The sequence below is a fragment of the Hyphomonas sp. genome (assembly GCF_046313975.1).
In the GTDB taxonomy this organism is placed as follows: Bacteria; Pseudomonadota; Alphaproteobacteria; order Caulobacterales; family Hyphomonadaceae; genus Hyphomonas.
The window spans coordinates 60,595-79,277 of the sequence record NZ_JBKBXB010000002.1 but is presented as its reverse complement, the minus strand read 5'-3'; the positions used below and the strand labels follow the sequence as shown (position 1 = coordinate 79,277).

At 65.8% G+C, this 18,683-nt stretch carries 18 protein-coding genes; 12 read left to right on the top strand and 6 right to left on the bottom strand.

The annotated features are described in order from the left end of the window. Window positions 1-19: 19 nt before the first annotated feature. Complete coding sequence (locus tag ACK4TE_RS01265) at window positions 20-1,015, bottom strand: D-2-hydroxyacid dehydrogenase (RefSeq protein ID WP_409909651.1); 996 nt, start codon at window positions 1,013-1,015, stop codon at window positions 20-22. Between ACK4TE_RS01265 and ACK4TE_RS01260 the strand changes: the two genes are divergently transcribed. The 4 genes from ACK4TE_RS01260 to ACK4TE_RS01245 are packed head-to-tail and all read left to right on the top strand — an operon-like array spanning window position 995 to window position 5,008. After that, window positions 995-1,396, top strand: a complete 402-nt coding sequence (locus ACK4TE_RS01260) for a TIGR02301 family protein (protein WP_409909650.1) — start codon at window positions 995-997, stop codon at window positions 1,394-1,396. The genes ACK4TE_RS01265 and ACK4TE_RS01260 overlap by 21 nt on opposite strands. 14 nt (window positions 1,397-1,410) lie before the next feature. Next, window positions 1,411-3,309: a gamma-glutamyltransferase family protein gene (locus ACK4TE_RS01255; protein WP_409909649.1), complete on the top strand. Its 1,899-nt coding sequence runs from the start codon at window positions 1,411-1,413 to the stop codon at window positions 3,307-3,309. After that, window positions 3,299-3,961, top strand: a complete 663-nt coding sequence (locus tag ACK4TE_RS01250) for a uracil-DNA glycosylase (RefSeq protein WP_409909648.1) — start codon at window positions 3,299-3,301, stop codon at window positions 3,959-3,961. Before ACK4TE_RS01255 ends, ACK4TE_RS01250 begins: the two co-directional genes overlap by 11 nt. 27 nt (window positions 3,962-3,988) lie before the next feature. After that, a complete protein-coding gene (locus ACK4TE_RS01245; RefSeq protein ID WP_409909647.1) occupies window positions 3,989-5,008 on the top strand; it encodes a phosphotransferase family protein in 1,020 nt (339 codons plus the stop codon). Between the two features lie 6 nt (window positions 5,009-5,014). On the opposite strand, the gene smpB is transcribed toward ACK4TE_RS01245, so the two are convergent. Beyond that, window positions 5,015-5,500: an SsrA-binding protein SmpB gene (gene smpB / locus ACK4TE_RS01240; RefSeq protein ID WP_409909646.1), complete on the bottom strand. Its 486-nt coding sequence runs from the start codon at window positions 5,498-5,500 to the stop codon at window positions 5,015-5,017. A 9-nt stretch (window positions 5,501-5,509) separates the two neighbouring features. Continuing rightward, window positions 5,510-6,391, bottom strand: coding sequence for a 4-hydroxy-tetrahydrodipicolinate synthase (gene dapA, locus ACK4TE_RS01235; RefSeq protein WP_409909645.1), 882 nt, complete (start codon window positions 6,389-6,391; stop codon window positions 5,510-5,512). A 142-nt stretch (window positions 6,392-6,533) separates the two neighbouring features. Here dapA and ACK4TE_RS01230 point away from each other — a divergent pair, with 142 nt between their 5' ends. Continuing rightward, entirely contained in the window at window positions 6,534-8,612 is a 2,079-nt protein-coding gene (locus ACK4TE_RS01230; RefSeq protein ID WP_409909644.1) for a lytic transglycosylase domain-containing protein, read from the top strand. Window positions 8,613-8,734: 122 nt separating this feature from the next. Next, entirely contained in the window at window positions 8,735-10,171 is a 1,437-nt protein-coding gene (locus ACK4TE_RS01225) for a M20 family metallopeptidase (RefSeq protein ID WP_409909643.1), read from the top strand. A gap of 9 nt (window positions 10,172-10,180) precedes the next feature. On the opposite strand, the gene ACK4TE_RS01220 is transcribed toward ACK4TE_RS01225, so the two are convergent. From ACK4TE_RS01220 to ACK4TE_RS01210, 3 genes are all read right to left on the bottom strand, one after another. Continuing rightward, a complete protein-coding gene (locus tag ACK4TE_RS01220; protein ID WP_409909642.1) occupies window positions 10,181-11,284 on the bottom strand; it encodes a cytochrome P450 in 1,104 nt (367 codons plus the stop codon). A gap of 173 nt (window positions 11,285-11,457) precedes the next feature. Then, window positions 11,458-12,297: a hypothetical protein gene (locus ACK4TE_RS01215; protein WP_409909641.1), complete on the bottom strand. Its 840-nt coding sequence runs from the start codon at window positions 12,295-12,297 to the stop codon at window positions 11,458-11,460. Between the two features lies 1 nt (window position 12,298). Further along, a complete protein-coding gene (locus tag ACK4TE_RS01210; protein ID WP_409909640.1) occupies window positions 12,299-12,736 on the bottom strand; it encodes an ABA4-like family protein in 438 nt (145 codons plus the stop codon). Window positions 12,737-12,838: 102 nt separating this feature from the next. Between ACK4TE_RS01210 and ACK4TE_RS01205 the strand changes: the two genes are divergently transcribed. The 6 genes from ACK4TE_RS01205 to ACK4TE_RS01180 all read left to right on the top strand — a co-directional run bounded on the left by ACK4TE_RS01205 (window position 12,839) and on the right by ACK4TE_RS01180 (window position 18,622). Next, entirely contained in the window at window positions 12,839-13,453 is a 615-nt protein-coding gene (locus tag ACK4TE_RS01205) for a TetR/AcrR family transcriptional regulator (RefSeq protein ID WP_409909639.1), read from the top strand. 229 nt (window positions 13,454-13,682) lie between these two features. Further along, the gene (gene nadA / locus ACK4TE_RS01200; protein WP_409909638.1) at window positions 13,683-14,825 is read left to right on the top strand and encodes a quinolinate synthase NadA; all 1,143 of its coding nucleotides are present in this window, start codon (window positions 13,683-13,685) and stop codon (window positions 14,823-14,825) included. A 74-nt stretch (window positions 14,826-14,899) separates the two neighbouring features. Then, window positions 14,900-15,370 carry a hypothetical protein gene (locus tag ACK4TE_RS01195; protein WP_409909637.1) on the top strand — a complete coding sequence of 157 codons (471 nt, stop codon included), beginning with the start codon at window positions 14,900-14,902 and terminating at the stop codon, window positions 15,368-15,370. 8 nt (window positions 15,371-15,378) lie between these two features. Beyond that, entirely contained in the window at window positions 15,379-16,917 is a 1,539-nt protein-coding gene (locus ACK4TE_RS01190; protein ID WP_409909636.1) for an L-aspartate oxidase, read from the top strand. Then, the gene (nadC, locus tag ACK4TE_RS01185) at window positions 16,914-17,771 is read left to right on the top strand and encodes a carboxylating nicotinate-nucleotide diphosphorylase (protein WP_409909635.1); all 858 of its coding nucleotides are present in this window, start codon (window positions 16,914-16,916) and stop codon (window positions 17,769-17,771) included. Before ACK4TE_RS01190 ends, nadC begins: the two co-directional genes overlap by 4 nt. A 41-nt stretch (window positions 17,772-17,812) precedes the next feature. Beyond that, complete coding sequence (locus tag ACK4TE_RS01180; RefSeq protein ID WP_409909634.1) at window positions 17,813-18,622, top strand: SDR family oxidoreductase; 810 nt, start codon at window positions 17,813-17,815, stop codon at window positions 18,620-18,622. The last annotated feature ends 61 nt before the right edge of the window (window positions 18,623-18,683 follow it).

Below are 18,683 nucleotides of genomic sequence, written 5' to 3'. Positions count from 1 at the left end.
TCCGGATGGTTTTATCGGGTCAGCCCCCCGCAAAGGCAGAAGCGTCGACCAGGTGTTTCAAGGGCTCTCCCTTCAGATAGCGCTCAAGATTGGCCAGAAAAGTGTCATCTGCACCTGCGATGGTTCCGGGCGTGTCGGCGCTGTCATGCGGGGTGATCACGATTCTGGGGTGGCGCCAGAGCGGATTGTCAGCCGGCAGCGGCTCGGTGCGCGTCACGTCCAGTGCTGCGAAGGCAGGCCGGCCGGCGTCCAGCGCCGCCATCAGCGCGGCCTCATCCACCAGCGCGCCGCGCCCGAGATTCAGGAACAGGGCGTGCGGCGCCATCGCGGCGAAGAAGGCGGCATTGCCCATGCCTTCGGTCTCGGGCGTATGCGGCGGGCAGAGGAGGACGATATCGGCGCGGGGCAACTCCGCCATCAGCGCATCCGGCGCCACGATGCGCGCGGCGCCTTCGGCCGGCCCCGGCGAGCGGCGAAGGCCCGTCACCTCACCGCCGAGCGCGCTGACCCGGCGGCCGACGGCCTGCCCGATCGAGCCATAACCGACGACCAGCCAGCGCGAGCCCCGGATTTCCCGCGCGCCCACACGTTTCCATGTGCCCTCTGCCTGCTGGGCGCGGTGCGCCGGGCCTTCGCGCACGAAATCCAGCGCCTGCCAGAGCGCCCATTCGGCCATCGCCTCGGCCTGGGTGTGATTCGTGGTGTAGCGTTTCGCCTTCTTCCCGATCATCACGAGGGCCGGATTCTCTATGCCGGCAGCGGCAGACTGGAACCAGTCGAGGTCCGGGCTTTTCAGGATCGCGGTCATGAATTCGCGCACGGCGGGGGAGTAAAACCCGTCCGCATTGCCGAAAGCCACGTCAATCGGCGGCAGTTCGGCCAGCTGGGTGCTGGTTTCGGCATCATGCGCCTTGCCGGCGTCATCGATGGTGACGATGCGGACAGCGGCGCTGAGCCCCTTGAGCCGCGGGCGAAGGCGCGCGAAAGTCCGCGCATGAAGAAGACAGGTTTTCATGCCCTCCTGATTAGCCTCGCAATCATGGGCGGCACAAGCGCAGCGCAGGGCATTCCCTCGCGTGGGCCCGACTATTTCCGCGACGCGGCAGACCTCGCCCGCGTGCTCGGCTCGGCCCATGCGATCCGGGTGCGCTGCAACGGCAATGGCGACCAGTACTGGCGGCGCTACATGTCCGACATGCTGGCCTATGAGGCGCCCGAACAGGGCGACCTGCGCCGCTCGCTGGTGCGGGAGTTCAACGATTCCTACAAGCGCGTGAGCGACACCTATCCGGTTTGCGATGCCTCAGCGGTGGCCGCCGAGTCGCGCTATGCCGAAGACGGGCAGGCGATCTCCACGCGCCTTGCCGCCCACTATTTCCCGAAACGCGAGCGCTAGCCCGGAGACCCGCCATGAAACTTGCCCTGATCCTTACCGGCGCGGCGGCGCTGCTGGTGGCCGCGTGTGTGTCTCAGGCGGCAGAACCGGAAGTCGCCTCGCCTGCGCCGGTTGCCGAAGCGCCGGCGACGGAGCTGAAGAACGCCGCCTTCCCGATGACCGGCCAGCGCCCGGAAAGCGGCAACCCTATCGCCACGCGCTCCGCCGTGATTGCGCCCAATGGCGCCGCAGCGACGGCGCACCCGCTGGCGACGCAGACGGCGTTGGATGTGCTGAAGGCCGGCGGTTCGGCAGTCGATGCGGCGATTGCCGCCAACGCGATGCTCGGCCTTGTGGAGCCGACGGGCAATGGCATTGGCGGCGACCTCTATGCCATCGTGTGGGACCCTGCGACGCAGAAGCTCTACGGCTACAATGGCTCCGGCCGCAGCCCGATGGACGCAACGCTGGCCGATGCGCAGGCGAAGGCGGACCAGTTCAAGGATGGCAAATCTCTGCCCTCGTTCGGCACGATCACGGTCACGGTGCCCGGCACGGTCGATGGCTGGTTTGCGCTGCATGGGAGATTCGGAAAACGTCCGATGGCGGACAATCTGGCACCTGCGGTGAAATATGCCCGTGAGGGCGCACCGATCCCGGAGATGATTGCCTGGTACTGGTCGCGCGGACCGCTGCGCTTCGAGCCGGCGCATGAGCGCGGCGAGCTGGAGGAATACGAGAACGCGCGGAATACCTATTTTGATCCGGCCCCGGTGGAAGGCAGCCTGTTCCGCAATCCGGACCTTGCCAACACGCTGGAGCGGATCGGCAAACATGGGCGAAGCGAATTCTATAACGGCGCGATGGCGCGCACGATGGTGGCCTACCTGCGCCGGCATGGCAGCAAGATGAAGTATGAGGATTTCACCACGCATACAGGCGACTGGGTGGAGCCGATCTGTGTCGAATATCGCGGCGAAGTGAAGGTGTGTGAGCTGGGCCCGAACACGCAAGGCGTGGCGGCGCTGCAGATGCTTGAAATGCTGGAGCGGTTTGACCTGAAGGCGATGGGATTCGGCTCGCCGGATGCGCTGACGGCGATGGTGGAGGCCAAGCGCCTCGCCTTCGCGGACCGGGCGCTTGGCTATGCTGACCCGGCCTATTCCGGCATCGACCCCTCTCTTTTCGTTGCGCCGGGGTATAATGCCAAGCGCAGCGCGCTGATCGACGTAACGCGGGCAGCACCATCCGTTGCTCCCGGCACGGAGATTACCGATGCGGCTTTGCGCGACGGCGACACGACCTATCTCACGGTGGCCGACAAGGACGGCATGATGGTCTCGCTGATCCAGTCGAACTATCGCGGCATGGGCTCCGGCCTCGTGCCGGACCGTCTCGGCTTCATGTTCCAGGACCGGGGCGAGCTGTTCAGCCTCGACCCCGCCCACCCGAATGCTTTCGAAGGCGGCAAGCGTCCCTTCCACACGATCATCCCGGCCTTTGCCTTCAGGAAGGACATGCCCGGTTGCCAGGTGCGCGCCACCGCGATCGAGATGGCCTGCCCGTATGAGCCCTGGCTCAGCTTCGGCCTCATGGGCGGCGCGATGCAGCCGCAGGGCCATGTCCAGATCATCACCAATCTTATCGACTTCGGCATGGGCCTGCAGGAAGCGGGCGACGCAGCGCGCTGGGAACATGATGGCGGCTGCGAGCCGACGGATGCTCTGGACGCGGACTGTAATGCCGGCGCCGGCAAGGTGATGCTGGAACGCGGCCTCGCGGGCGCCGCCGCCGAGCTTGAAGCGCGCGGCTACACGGTCGCCTGCTGCGAAGCCAATTATGGCGGCTACCAGGCCATCATGCGCGACTTTGCTTCGGGCGCATGGCATGCAGCGACCGAAATGCGCAAGGATGGCAGCGCGGATGGGTACTAAGATTGCGGCAGCGCCCGCAGAAGCCCCCCGCGACTGCGCCCTCTGCCCGCGCCTCGTGGCCTATCGCGAAGCAGTACGGGCGAAGGAGCCGGCATGGTTCAACGGCGCCGTGCCGAGTTTTGGCACAGAGCAGGCGCAGCTGCTGATCGTCGGCCTCGCGCCCGGCGTGACCGGGGCGAACCGGACGGGGCGGCCGTTCACGGGCGATTGGGCGGGCGACCTGCTCTATGCGACGCTCGCCAAGTTCGGCTTTTCGAAAGGCACATATGCGGCGAACCCCGGCGACGGGCTGAAACTTTCCGGCGCGATGATCACCAATGCGGTGCGCTGCGTGCCGCCGGAGAACAAGCCGGTGGGCGAAGAGATCAACACCTGCCGGCCTTTCCTGAAAGCGCGCATCGCGGCGCTGCCGAAACTGAAGGTGATCCTCTGCCTCGGCAAGATCAGCCATGATTCCACCCTGCGCGCGCTCGGCGTGAAGCTGGGGCCGCACCCGTTCGGTCACGGCACGCGCCACGAACTATCCGTAGACGGACGGCCTGTGACCCTGCTCTCCTCCTATCACTGCTCTCGCTACAACACGAATACCGGGCGGCTGACTGCCGCGATGTTCGAGGATGTGTTTGCTGCCGCGAAGGAAGCCCTTGGCTAAAGCTCCGGCATTGGTCACTCTGGCGGCATGGAAACCCCCGTTGATCTTGCCGTTCTTGCCAGCTGGATGGATGCGCGCGGCCTCGGCGCCGGGCCGCTGAAAGACGTGCAGCGCCTTGCGGGCGGCACGCAGAACATCCTCCTGAAATTCTCGCGCGCGGGGCGTTTCTATGTCCTGCGCCGCCCGCCGCCGGTGCTGCGCGCGAACTCCAACGAGACGATGCGGCGCGAAGCGCGCGTGCTTGCGGCGCTGAAAGGCACGCCGGTGCCGCATCCTGGCCTGATTGCCGCCTGTGAAGACGAGAGCGTACTCGGCGCGGCCTTCTACCTGATGGAGCCCATCGACGGCTATAACGCCACCACCGGCCTGCCCGAACCCTTCGCTTCCTCGCCGAAGCTGCGCCATCAGATGGGCCTCTCCCTCGTCGATGGGATCGCCGCGCTCGGCGCGCAGGATTATGTTGCGCTCGGGCTAACCGGTCTTGGCAAGCCGGACAATTACCTTGAGCGTCAGGTGAGCCGCTGGAAGGCGCAGCTCGATTCCTATGCCGAGTTACCGGAATGGGACGGACTAAAGGACCTGCCGGATGTGGACGGGGTTGGCCGCTGGCTGGAAGAGCACCGGCCACGCAGCTTCCAGCCCGGCATCATTCACGGCGACTATCACCTCGCCAATGTCATGTACCGGTTCGATGCGCCGCGGCTTGCTGCGATTGTCGACTGGGAACTGACGACCATCGGCGACCCGCTGCTCGATCTCGGCTGGCTGCTTGCCACCTGGCCGGAGGAAGGCTCGGGCACGGTATCCGTCACGCCTTGGGAAGGTTTTCCGTCTGCGGACGAACTCGTCGCGCACTATGCGACGCAGACGACGCGCGACCTGTCGCACATCCACTGGTACGGCGTGCTCGCCTGCTACAAGCTTGGCATCATCCTGGAAGGCACCTATGCCCGCGCCTTCGCCGGCAAGGCCCCGAAAGCCACCGGCGACCAGCTGCACGCCAGCACCATCGGCTTGCTGCAACGGGCGAACAGGTGGATCAGCTGAGGCGCCTCAGCGCCCCTTCATGATCCGCGCCTTGTCGCGCGCCCAGTCGCGTTTCGCTTCATTCTCGCGCTTGTCGTGCGCCTTGCGACCGGTGGCGACGCCGATGAGGAGTTTGGCGCGGCCCTTGTCGTTGAAGTAGAGCTTCAGCGGCACGATGGTGCGCCCGGCGCGTTCGACTTCCTGCGACAGCTTTGCCAGTTCGCGCTTGGAGACGAGCAGTTTCCGTCTGCGGCGCGGCTCGTGGTTGAAGCGGTTGGCGCCGGCATAGGTCTGGATCTCGGAATTGATCAGCCAGAGCTCGCCCTGCTCGACCGAGGCATAGGCCTCGGCAATGTTCGCCTTGCCTTCGCGCAGCGATTTCACTTCCGAGCCGACCAGCATCACGCCGGCCTCAAGCGTATCCTCCACGGAATACTCACGCCGGGACTTGCGGTTCTCGGCGATGAGGCCGTCCGTGCGGCCCTTGATCTGTGCGTTCTTTGCCTTTGCCATCGCGCCTATCTAGGCACTCGCCCCGGCCAGCGCCAGCGCTTCATCAATCTGCGCCCGCGCGGCCTTGTCCGGCGGGGTGATCGGCAGGCGGACATCTTCGCGGCAGAGGCCGAGGCGCGAGAGCGCATATTTCGCCGGCCCCGGCGAGGGCGAAGCAAACATCGCGCGGTGCAGCAGCACGAGTTTCTGGTTGATCGCGCGCGCGCCTTCAAGGTCGCCCTTGTCGAAGGCGGCATGCATCGCCGCGCAGGCTTCCGGCATGACGTTCGCGGTGACGGAAATGCAGCCCGCCCCGCCCATCGCGCGGTGCGCCAGCGCGCTGGAGTCTTCGCCCGAAAGCTGGATGAACTGCGTGCCCGGCTTGATCAGCTGGTTGTGCAGCACCACGCGCTCCATCTCGTCGCTCGCATCCTTGATGCCGATGACGTTCGGCAGGCTGGCAAGCGCCGCAACGGTCTGCGGCATCAGGTCGACAATCGTGCGCCCCGGCACGTTGTAGAGGAAAACCGGCAGGGCGACGGCATCGTTGATCGCCTTGAAGTGGGCGTAGAGCCCTTCCTGATTCGGCTTGTTGTAATACGGGCAGACGACGAGGGCGGCATCCGCCCCGGCGGTCTTTGCGTGCGCGACCAGGTCGATGGCCTCCTCGGTGGAGTTAGACCCCGCCCCGGCGATCACCGGCACCCGGCCGGCGGCGACCTCGACGCACAGGGTTACAACATCTTTATGTTCCTCGGTGGAGAGGGTGGAGGTTTCACCCGTCGTCCCCACCGGCACGAGCGCCCGGGAGCCGCCTGCAATCTGGCGTTCCACCAGCGCTGCGAAGGCCTTCCTGTCCACCCCGCCATTCAGAAACGGGGTCACAAGGGCGGGAATGGAACCGGAGAACATGAGATTGTTACCTGTTATTCAGGAGATTCGTTTCAGGGTTTTGTGGGAATTGCGTGCTAGGCTGCGATGCTTGGATTGTCACGCTTTGGGACAGAAATAAACATAGGCCACCATGACACATACCCGGAAAATCGCAGTTTTTTTGTCACTGGCCGCCCTGGTCCCCGTCCTTGTGGCCGGCAGCGATCCGGAGACGCCCAGCCTGAAGCCCGGTAAGAACCTGCTGCCGGAGGCCGCCGCGCCGGAGCTCAGCGTTAACTCTGTGACCGCCGTCCCGTCCGCACCGGCGCCGGCCCTGACGCTGCGCCCGGCAAGCCCTGCCCCGTCTGCCTCGACCTTCGCCCTCTCGCGCGCCCTTGCCGCTGCCGAACGCGGCGACTGGAACGGCCTCGCGTCGATGCAGTATGAAACCTCCGATCCGGTGGTGAAGAACCTGATCATGTGGAAGCGTGCAAGCGACGGCGTGCCCGGCATGACCTTCGACGAACTCAACACCGCACTCACCATGCTGCCGGACTGGCCGAAGACCGCCCGCATGCGCACCCGCGCCGAGGAGATCATCGAGCTGTCTTCGCTGGATGCCCGTGCGCGCATCGCATGGCTGGAAGCCTCAGGCCCGGTCACCGGACAGGGCAAGGTCGCCCTCGCCAATGCCCTGCGCGAAACGGGTCAGCGCACCCGCGCCGATGAAGTGATCAAGGATGCGTGGCGCAACCACACGCTGCCCTCCGATGTGCAGCGGCTCGTGCTTGCCCGATACGGACAGTCGCTCAGCCAGGATGATCACCGCGCCCGCGTCGATTTCCTGCTCTGGACCGGCCAGCGCTCCGATGCGCAGGCCTTGCGCCCGCAGCTGACGGCAGACTACCGCGCCCTCACCGATGCCCGCATCGGCCTTGCCGCGCGCGCCAAGAATGTCGACGCACTGATCAAGGCCGTGCCTGCAAACCTGCAGGATCATCCCGGCCTTCTCTACGAGCGCGGCAAGTGGCGCCGCTCGAAGAAGGTCGACGGCGTGACCGATGTGCTGGTCAAGATCGATGGCAAGGATGTGCCCAGTGCCGGGCGCGGCCGCCTCTGGGATGAACGCGCCATCGCCACACGCGAGGAACTGAAGCTGCGCAATTACAAGCGCGCCTACCAGCTTTCCTCCACACATGGCATGAGCGCCGGCGCAGACTTTGCCGAAGCCGAATGGCTCTCCGGCTGGATTGCGCTGCGCCTCAATGGTGATGCGACCCGCGGCCTCGGCCATTTCGAAACCATGTCCGCTGGCGTCTCCAGCCCGGTCAGCGTTGCGCGCGGCTATTACTGGACCGGCCGCGCCCGCGACGCCCTCGGCCAGGGCGAACAGGCCGAAACCGCTTACGGTGTCGCCGCCTCGCACCCCTTCACCTATTACGGCCAGCTCGCCGCCGAACGTGTGAACCAGAAAACCCTCGCCCTCGGCGCGCCGGTTAATCCGACGGCGGAAGAAATTGCCACCTTCGAGGCAAAGCCCGTCGTGCAGGCGATGCGCCTGCTCGGCGAAGTCGGCGAACGGTCGAGCTTCATCGACTTTGCCTATTTCCTCGATGACAACCTCAACACCGCCGCCGAGTACGAACTGCTCGCGCAGATGACCAACAGTTTCGTCACGCCGGAGGTCGGCGTGCGCACCGCCAAGGCCGGCCTGCAGCGCGGCGTGGTCGCCACCGGCGCATCCTGGCCCGTGCCGGATCACAAACCGACGCGGCCGCACCAGGTCGAGCGCGCCTTCGTCTACGCCATCACGCGCCAGGAGAGCGAGTTCAACCCGAACGCCGTCAGCCGGGTCGGCGCGCGCGGCCTGATGCAGTTCATGCCCGCCACCGCCAAGAACGAAGCGCGCCTGCGCGGCATGCCGTATGAGCAATCCTGGCTGACCAGCGACCCCGCCTACAACATGACGCTCGGCGGCCTGCACCTCGACACGCTGCTCGCCCAGTTCGGTGGCAGCTACATCATGACGGCTGCGGCCTACAATGCCGGCCCGTCGCGCCCCAGCCAGTGGGTGCGCGATTACGGCGACCCCCGCCTCGGCCAGATCGACCCCATCGACTGGGTCGAGTTCGTGCCCTTCTCCGAAACGCGCAATTACATCCAGCGCGTGATGGAAAACATCCAGGTCTACCGCCACCGCCTCAGCGGCCAGCCGGAGGATATCCGGCTGAGCGAGGATCTGAAGCGCGGGCGGAGGTAGAGCCTCTACCCACCCTCGCGCCACCCTCCCCCAAATCCGCCCTTCCCCCCTACTCCTCATCCCGCTACGCTGGCCGCAACGCGCCCACATGTCTGGCTGCGATTTCACACGGGGTACAGGCCATGAAGAAACTGATGATCGCGGCGAGCGCGCTGGTGCTGATTGCCGCCTGTGGCAGCGAGACGGGTGCGCCCGGCGCGACGGGTGGCGGCGGCTCTGCCGGCGCTTCGGCGGCCGCCATCGCCTTGGTTGAGGGCATGCCGCAGGGCCCGCTGCGGGTGGCGGATGAAAGCCTCGTCTCGCTTTACCGCACCCTGCACGAGACGCCGGAGCTGTCCTTCAAGGAAGCGCAGACCGCCGCCCTGCTCGCGAACGAGCTGAAATCACTCGGCTTCACCGTCACCGAAGGCCTCGGCGATGCCTGGGTGAAGGAAAAGTCGATGCGCGATCATGGCGTGGTGCGCCCCGGCGTCGGTGGCTATGGCGTGGTCGGCGTGTTCGAGAATGGCGAGGGCCCGACCCTGCTGATCCGCGCCGACATGGACGCGCTGCCCGTGCCGGAAAACACCGGCCTTCCCTTCGCCTCCAAGGTGCGCTCCACCACATGGACGGGCGAGGATAGCCAGGTGATGCATGCCTGCGCCCACGATATTCACATGACGGTCTGGGTTGGTACGGCCCGCCGCCTGATCGCGGAGAAGGAGTCGTGGAAAGGCACGCTCATCATGATTGCTCAGCCTGCGGAGGAAATCGGCCTTGGCGCACGCGCCATGTTGGCCGACGGGCTCTACAGCCGCTTCCCGGTGCCTGACTATAACCTTGCCCTGCATGTCTCGGCTGGCGCGCCGGCAGGCACGGTCGCCTATTCCTCCGGCTTCGCGCTGGCGACCGTGGATTCTGTCGATGTCACGGTGAAAGGTGTCGGCGGTCACGGCGCCTATCCGCACACCACGGTCGATCCCATTCTGGTGGCCAGCCATATCGTCGTCGCGCTGCAGAGCCTCGTCTCGCGCAACACCAACCCGCTCGATTCCGCCGTGGTGACCGTCGGCTCGATCAAGGCCGGCGCCAAGCACAATATCATCCCGGACGAAGCCGAGCTGAAAATCACCGTGCGTTCGTATGAGGATTCCACGCGCGACATGCTGCTCGGCGGTATCAGGCGCATCGCCGAAGGCCAGGCCGCCGCCTTCGGCGCCCCCGCGCCCGAGATCGTCATCGAGAGCGACGTGACCCTTGCCACCTATAACGACCCCGCCCTGACGGAGCGCGCCATGGCCGCCATCTCCGCCGAACTTGGCGCCGCGAATGTGCGCCCCGTTCCGCCCGTGATGGGCGGCGAGGATTTCGGCCAGTTCGCGCGCACGGACGAGAAAATTCCCGGCGTCATCTTCTGGCTCGGCGCCGTGAACCCGGACAAGTATGCCGCCGCGCAGATCGACGGCATGCCGCTGCCCTCGCTCCACTCCCCCCTCTTCGCCCCCGACGCCGACCCCACCATCGCGACCGGCGTGGACGCGATGACGGCGGCGGCGAAGGACCTGCTCGGCAAGAGCTGAAAGAGGGCGTCAATACGAAATCGTCATCGCCGGCATGTCGGCGGGTAAAAGGATATTCCATCCGCCGGTATCGCCCTCTATCCGCGCCTCGCAGGCGAGGAACACGGCCAGCAATTCCTGCAGCACCGCGCGCACGATGGCGTGGCCGAGGCAGGCATGCTGACCCATCCCGAACATCAGCGGGCGCGCGCCTGCCCTGCCCGGATTGAACACGCCCGGCTCCGAAAAGGCGAGCGGATCATGATTGCCTGCCGCCCACAGCATGAACAGCGTCGTGCCAGGCTCGATGTCGATCCCGCCCAGCCGGATCGGTCCGGTCGTCAGCCGCATCGTCATCGGTGCCGGGCTCGCCATCCGCAGGCATTCGTTCGCACACTGAGGGGTGGCAGCGATCAGGCTGCGGTTCTGTGCGGCAAGACGCAGGCTCGCGGTGAGCCCGATGGTGGAAGCCTCGATGGCATCAAACGCCATCCCGGCAATCAGGTCTGCCGCCGCCGCATCGCCAACACCCTCAACCAGCGCGGCTGAAAACGGCGCGCCCTGCGCCAGCGCGGCCCGCGACAGCGCCCGCGTCTCGGCGGCCGCCGCCTCCGCCACATCTGCCTTCGACAGGTCCGGCGCCTGGGAGAGCACATGGCCCATATCGTGAACCGCCTGCTCCAGCCGGAGCGCGGCGTCCGCATCATAGCCGATGATCTCAGCCCACACATTGCGCGCTACCGGCGCCGCAAACCCGGACTTCAGGGCAAGCCCCTCCGCCCGCGCCGGCACCGTCTGCGCCACCACCCGGCGCACCAGCGCCGGAATATCCACGGCGTTCATCGCCGCTATCAGCGCGGCCCGGTCTGTCCGATGCGAGGTGCCGGATTTCGTGAACACGGAGCGCACCAGCAGGTCATAAATCTGCGGCGTCTCCGCCATCGCCTCGACGGAAGGCGCCATGCCATCCGCATACGGATCTCGCGCCAGCGCCAGGAGTTCCGCATGGCCGAGAATGGCGAGCCCGCCCCAGGGCGTCTGCTGCACGCGGTCGCCCGCGGCAAAGTCATCCTGGAAGGCATGCGAAAGAGAAGCCCAGCCCGCCGGGCGGTCAAAAGTCGTGATGGTTTTCATTGGTCAGTCCTGAAAGCATGAAAGATCGCCCCGCCAATGGCAGGGCGCGAAACACAGGGTTTCGGGTTTCAGCGTTTCCGGACAGAGTGCATGCGACTTCCTCTGAAGAGTGCACAGGCTAAGCGCAACGCGCCGCCTGTGCAACATCCAGACATGGCGCCTTTAGCAGGCGGTCAGCCTATCCTTGGCAGGAAGGGCTGACCGGCGAGAGCCTGCAAGAAGGTCGCGATCACAAGCGCCACATATCCGGCCGCGGCGACCCACACGGACGTCACCGCGAACTGGCGAGGCAGAGCCAGCGTCAGAAGGCCGAACACCGGCATCGCCTGCATGGCATGGGTCGCGAAGAAGTGCGGGATGCGCAGGTCCCCCACTTCGCGGCTCCAGCCCATCACGGGCAGCATGGCGCCGGTCTGCGCCGTGCCGACCAGATGCCCTGTGCCCATCGCCATGGTCATCGCCACCGGCACAGTGAGCACAAAGGTGAGCACCAGCCCGAGACCGATCGAGAGCCGCAGGCCAGCCGCCAGCGTGCTCGCCCGGTTGCGCAGGATCGCAATGCCGTAAACGAGGCTCACACTCGTCAGCGAGATCGCGACGACGCCCATCAATGTGTAGATCAAGGCCAGCTCCGGTGTGGAGCGATTGAAGTGTGAGCCCACGCCCATCGCCGCCGCGCCCCCGATCCAGATCATCTCGATGAGAATGCAGAGAACGATGAAGGTGGAATATGCGCGGTAGCTACGCCGCGCCATCATGCCCGTCGGCAGGAAGCGCGCAAACAGCGCGAGGTTCAGCAGGTAGATCGACAGCGAAATCATGAACTTCGCCGGCTTCACCCAGACATTCACATCCTGATACAGGCGCGTCTCGACTGCCATCGCGGCAAAGACCGGGATCAGCGCGAAGGCCAGAACAACTGCAAGCAGCGTGAAGCGCGGTTCGTCCGTCATCAGACGATTCGGAAACTGCGAGGCGCCGGATTTTGGAAAAGTTGCTAGGGTCGCAGTCATGTCAGGCCTCCACGGGTTTGGGCGTGCGCAGCGACAGGCCGGCACGCAGGGCAAGGAAGAGAAGGAAACCGATCGGGCCGAACCAGAAGATCAGCCCGAGGCAGGGCAGCATCAGGATATGCGGCATCCCTTCGGCCCGTGCGGTGCGGGCTGCCCAGGCGCCGACAAACAGGTCGAAGGCGAGGAAGTGCACCCACCCGGCAAGGGCGGCATGCGGCGAGTCGAACAGGCGCATGACATTCGGCAGGCTGTCATAGCCGCCTTCTGCCGACGCCCAGAAAGCGAGGATCAGCGCGGCATACCCGACCGACAGGATGATCGGCACGACAAAACCCGCGTAGAGATTGGTGAGACGCGGCGCGAGCGGGCTGAGCGCCAGCGCAAGCCACCCCGTCATGGCGAGCGGATTGGCGAACTGGAAGAGGGTTTCAGGGGGCATCGCTAACTCCATCTTTACATCGACAAGATAGAAATGCCACGAGGCTTGACATTGTCAAGATAGAATTTTGACATCGGAAAGATCGAAGGCTAAAATCCCGCCATGACACGCAAGAAACCCGCCGCCGAACCCCGGCCCTATCATCACGGAGACCTTCGGGCTGCGCTCCTCGCCGCCGCCGAGGCGGAACTGGTCGAACGCGGCATCGAAGCCTTCTCGCTGCGCAGCGTGGCCAAGCGTGCGAATGTCAGCCACGCCGCCCCGGCCCACCATTTCGGCGACACCAACGGCCTGCTCACAGCCCTCGCCGCTGAAGGCTACCGCCGGTTCGTCGCCCACCAGGCAGCCTGGGAAGACCGCGGCGGGACGGACCCCGCCGCAAGGCTGATCGAAAGCGGCCTCGGCTATATCGATTTCGCCCAGCGCCATCCGGCCCTTTTCCGCCTGATGTTCGGCTCAGACCGGCCCGATTACACGACGCCGGAACTGGATAAGGCGGCTTATGCTGCCTACCAGCAGATCGAAGCCGCCAATGCGGCAGTGGCCGCAGCGAAGGGCCGGGAGGCTGACAGCACCGATGTCGAAGCCACCTGGGCCATCGTGCATGGGCTGGCGGACCTGTCCTCCAACCAGCGCCTCTACCGGCTCGGCACCCTGCCTGCAAAGCAGCGCGACGCGATCCTGCGCAGCATCATCGCCCGCAACATTCCGGGCTGATCAAGCCTTCCCGCTCCCAATAAAGGCAGAATCGTGGCGCAGCCTTGCCTCACGGGGGTGTCTGCGCTAAATATAGTTTTGCTCAGAGTGCGCAAAAGTAACAGAGCGGTCACGAAGAGCCCTGCCTCCCCGTCTTTTTCAGAGACATATCTTGAAACGCGAGCTGTCAGGCCTAGCTTATACTCAAATCGAGCAAAACTGCTCGATCCCTTGAGACGAGGAGGATACCATGGCCCGCCTGATCGATTCCGGTCCCGGATGCCCGACCCCCACCCCGCTGCGCGGCCCCTCGGCCGCCGAAGCGCGCGGCCTTTTCTATGACGACGCCGTCCGCGCGGAGACCGACGCGCTCTATCCCCTCGTTGCGGATTTCATCACCCCGATGGAATGGCCGGCCATCGCGCCGCTCGTCGCCGGCATCAACCGGCTGAAGCGCGAGAAGGATGCCGTCATCCTTGCGCACAATTACATGACGCCGGACATCTTCCGCCTGATCGGCGACTTTCGCGGCGACTCGCTGCAGCTCGCCCGCGAAGCCTCGCAGGTCTCGCAGAAGGTCATCGTCCAGGCCGGCGTGCACTTCATGGCCGAGACCTCCAAGATCCTCGCGCCGGAAAAAACCGTGCTGATCCCCTCGCTCGAGGCCGGCTGCTCGCTCGCTGCCTCGATCACCGGCGCCGATGTGCGCCTGATCAAGGCGAAGTTCCCGGACTATCCCATCGTCACCTATGTGAACTGCACGGCCGAAGTGAAAGCCGAGTGCCACATCACCTGCACCAGCTCCAACGCTGCGCAGGTCGTGGAAGCCATCGCGAAGGAATGGAATTCCGACACGGTCATCCTCGTGCCGGACCAGTATCTTGCCAAGAACGTGGCCGCCCAGACCGGCATCCGCATCCTCACCTGGCCGGGCGCCTGCGAGGTGCACGAACAATTCTCCGCCGAGGATGTGAAACAGCTGCGCGAAGCCCACCCCGGCGTCATCATCCTCGCCCACCCGGAATGCCCGCCGGACGTGCTGGAAGAGGCCGACTTTGCCGGCTCCACCTCCGCGCTCGCCGCCTATGTGTCCGAGAACAGCCCGAACAAGGTCGTGCTGCTCACCGAATGCTCGATGAGCGACAACGTGGCTGCCGAAAACCCGGCCGTGAACTTCATCCGCCCGTGCAATCTCTGCCCGCACATGAAGCGCATTACGCTGGAAAACATCTATGACTGCCTGAAAACCGGCGTGCATGAAGTGACGATCCCGGAGGATGTGCGCGTCCGCGCGAAGGCCGCGCTTGATGCCATGCTGGCCCTGCCGAAGATGGCGAAGCCGCTCTCCTTCCGCACCGGCCAGAAGCCGCTTGAGATCGAAATGGTGGTTTAGTGCTTGGCGTGGCTTGCCAAGGCCGCCGCGAAGCAGTGAAGTTAAATACTGTGACCCTTGTCGAGGAGGCGTCCATGAAGATGATCCGGCGCGCGGCCATCGCCGCGCTTGTTGTCGCTCTGGCCGCTGGCCTTCCGGCCTCGGCCAACAAGGGCAAGACCGGCGCGGACAAGTCCGACGTGCTCGGCAACTGGAGTTTCCAGACCAAGCCCTACCGCCAGGGCCAATGCGTGATGACCGGCACCATGAGCCTGACGCCGCACCCGGAAGCCGGCCTCTACAATTGCGAGCTCACCGCCGTGGAAATGTGCTCCATGTGGGGCCGCTCCGTCGTGCGCCAGTCGTGCGAGGCGCGCCGCTCCGGCGATCAGGTCTCGATCCGCTCCACCATCGAGGAAATGCTGGAGAGCAAGGCCGAAGGCCTGATCTATGTGCCTGACAATTTCAGCCTCACCGTGCAGTCGCACGAGCGCATGTTCGGCGCCCTCGTCTCTGCCGTCACGGCGCCGGTCGAATTCCGGCGCGCGGCTGACGGAATTTCCTGACCCGCGCCATGTATGAACCCCCGTCCAGCCGCGTGCGCGCCGAAGCCGGCGCCAGTGCCGATGTGCTGATCATCGGTGCAGGGCTTGCGGGCCTGTTCCTGGCGCTGAAACTTGCGCCGCGCCATTGCCTCGTTGTTTCGCCGTCGCCGATCGGACAGGCCTCGTCCTCCGCCTGGGCGCAGGGCGGCCTCGCCGCAGCGCTGCATCCGCTCGACTCGCCCGCCCAGCATGCCGCCGACACGGTTGCCGCCGGTGCGGGCCTCGTCGATCCCGTCATCGCCCGCCTGATCGCCGAGGACGGCCCCGCCCGCGTGCGCGATCTGATCACGCTCGGCGTTCCGTTCGACCGCACGCCGGACGGCGCCCTCGCCCTGTCTCTGGAAGCCGCTCATTCGCACCCGCGGGTCGCGCGCGTCTCCGGCGACCTTGCCGGCAAGGCGATCATGGACGCGCTCGTGACCGCCGTGCAGGCCGCGCCGAGTGTCGAGCTGATCGAGAATGCCCGCGCCGTCTCGCTCCTGCAGGATGGCAATGGCCGCATCGCCGGTGTCGTGCTGCAATCCGCAGACGGATCAATCAGCACACGCACAGCCCGCGCCACTGCGCTGTGTACCGGCGGGTCCGGCGGCCTCTTCCGCGTCACCACCAATCCGCGCGAAGCGCTCGGCGAGTCGATTGCGATGGCCTATGAGGCGGGCGCCCTGCTTGCCGATCTTGAGTTCGTCCAGTTCCATCCGACCGGCATCGATATCGGCCGCGACCCCGCCCCGCTTGCCACCGAGGCACTGCGCGGCGAGGGCGCCACTCTGCACAACGCCGATGGCCGCGCCTTCATGGCGGACTATCATCCGCTGGCGGAGCTTGCCCCGCGCGACGAGGTCGCCCGCGCCATCCATGCAGAGCGAGCCGCCGGGCGCGGCGCCTTCCTCGACTGCCGCAAGGCGGTCGGTGATCATTTCCCGGATCATTTCCCCACCGTCTTCGGCGCCTGCATGAGCGCGAATATCGACCCGCGCACGCAGATGATCCCTGTCGCGCCTGCTGCCCACTATCACATGGGCGGCATCGTCTCCGACTTCTGGGGCCGCTCGACGCTGGCCGGTCTCTCCGTGTGCGGAGAATGTTCCTCCACCGGCGCACACGGCGCCAACCGCCTCGCCTCGAACTCGCTGCTTGAAGCGGTCGTGTTTGCCGAACGCATCGCCCGCCGCCTCACTAGCGCCGCGCTCGACGCCCCCGCCGCCAGCGAAGCGCGCCTGCCCGGCCGCCTGAGCGAACTCGCCCTGCTGCGCCTGCGCGATGCCATGTCGAAAGAATGCGGCGTCATCCGCCAGCGCGCCGGCCTCGAACGCCTGCTGGATCTCTGCGAAGCCCTTGAAGTTGAAGCGCCCGGTGCGCGCGCCCTCACCGCTGCCCGCCTGATTGCCGAGGGCGCCCTCGCGCGCCGCGAAAGCCGCGGCGGCCATTTCCGCAGCGACTATCCCGAAACCGCCCGGCCGCAGCGCCAGTTCATCGCCCATCCGCCCCGCGCCAAGGTTTCCGCATGACACCGCTCATCCCGCCGCTTCCGCCGGTCATCCTCGACCCCATCGTCCGCCTTGCCCTCGCCGAAGACCTTGGCCGCGCAGGTGACCTTACAACGGACGCCACCATTCCTCCGTCTACGGAAATGCGCGCCGTCATTGCCGCCCGCAAGCCGGGCGTTGTCGCAGGCCTTGACGCCGCTGCCCATGCGCTGAAACTCGTGGATGAGACCGTCGCCCTTAAAGTGCACCTCGCGGATGGGTCCGCGCTCACACCCGGCGCGGTGATCGCCGAGCTTTCCGGTGCCGCAGGCGCCATCCTCACCGCTGAGCGCACCATGCTGAACTTCATGGGCCGCCTCTCCGGCGTCGCCACGCTGACGCGCCGCTATGTCGAGACGGTGAAGCACACCAAGGCAAAGATCGTCTGCACACGGAAAACAACGCCCGGCCACCGCGCGCTGGAAAAACGTGCCGTGCGCTGCGGCGGCGGCACGTCCCACCGCTACGGTCTCGACGACGCCATCCTGATCAAGGACAATCATATCGCGGCCTGCGGCGGCGATATCGGCACCGCCATCGCCCGCGCCAAGGCCTATGCCGGCCACCTGCGCATGATTGAGGTCGAAGTCGACACGCTCGCCCAGCTTGAAGAGGCGCTGAAGCACGCGCCCCACGCTATCCTTCTCGACAATATGGACCTCGAGACCTTGCGCGCCGCCGTCGCCCTCACCACAGGCCGCGTCACGCTCGAAGCCTCCGGCGGCGTCAATCTGGATACCGTAGTGGCAATCGCCGAAACCGGCGTCGACTATATTTCCGTTGGCGCCCTCACCCATTCCGCACCGAACCTTGACCTCGGCCTCGATGTGATCTGACAGTGGACGTGCAAAATCAGCACGGGCTTCAGGAGACATCCATGTCGGGCGCCAACGGACGCAAGAGCATCTTTATAACCGGCGCCGCCTCCGGCATTGGCGCGGAAACCGCACGCCACTTCGCGAAGAAGGGCTGGTTCTGCGGCCTCTATGACATCAACGAGATGGGCCTGAAATCCGTCGCCGCCGAAATCGGCGCCGCGAACTGCCACACCGCCCGCCTGGACGTTACAAAGCGCGCCGACTGGGCCGCCGCCATGGCAGGCTTTGCCGCCGCCACCGGCGGGAAGATGGACATCCTCTTCAACAATGCCGGCATCGGCCGGTATGGCTGGTTCGAAGAAGTGCCGCCGGAAGACGCAGATCTCATCGTCGATATAAACGTAAAGGGCGTGATCAACGGCGTCTATGCCGCCCTGCCGCTGCTGAAGGCCACGAAAGACGCGCGCGTAATCAACACCGCCTCCACTGCCGGAATCGTCGGCGCACCGCAGCTCGCGGTCTATTCCGCTTCCAAATGGGCCGTCCGTGGACTGACGGAAGCGCTCGACGCCGAGTTCCGCGATCTCGGCATCCGTGTCGTCAGCCTGATGCCCTGGTTCGTCGATACGCCCATCCTCGACATGGGCAAAACACAAGGCGCGAACGAGAAGATGTCGGACCAGATGAAAGCCAATGGCGCCACCATCTACCCCGTCTCGATGGCCGCCGAACGCGTCTGGGACGCCGCTCACGGCGCCGACATCCACTACATGGTCGGCGGCGAAGCCGAACGCGCCCGCTTCATGACTCGCTGGCTGCCCGGCCTCGTCCGCAAGCAGGTCAAAACCCGCGTGCCGCCGCGCGGCTGATCCGCTCGCCCCAAAATCAAAAGGCCGCCGGGGATATCCACCGGCGGCCTTTGATGTTCAG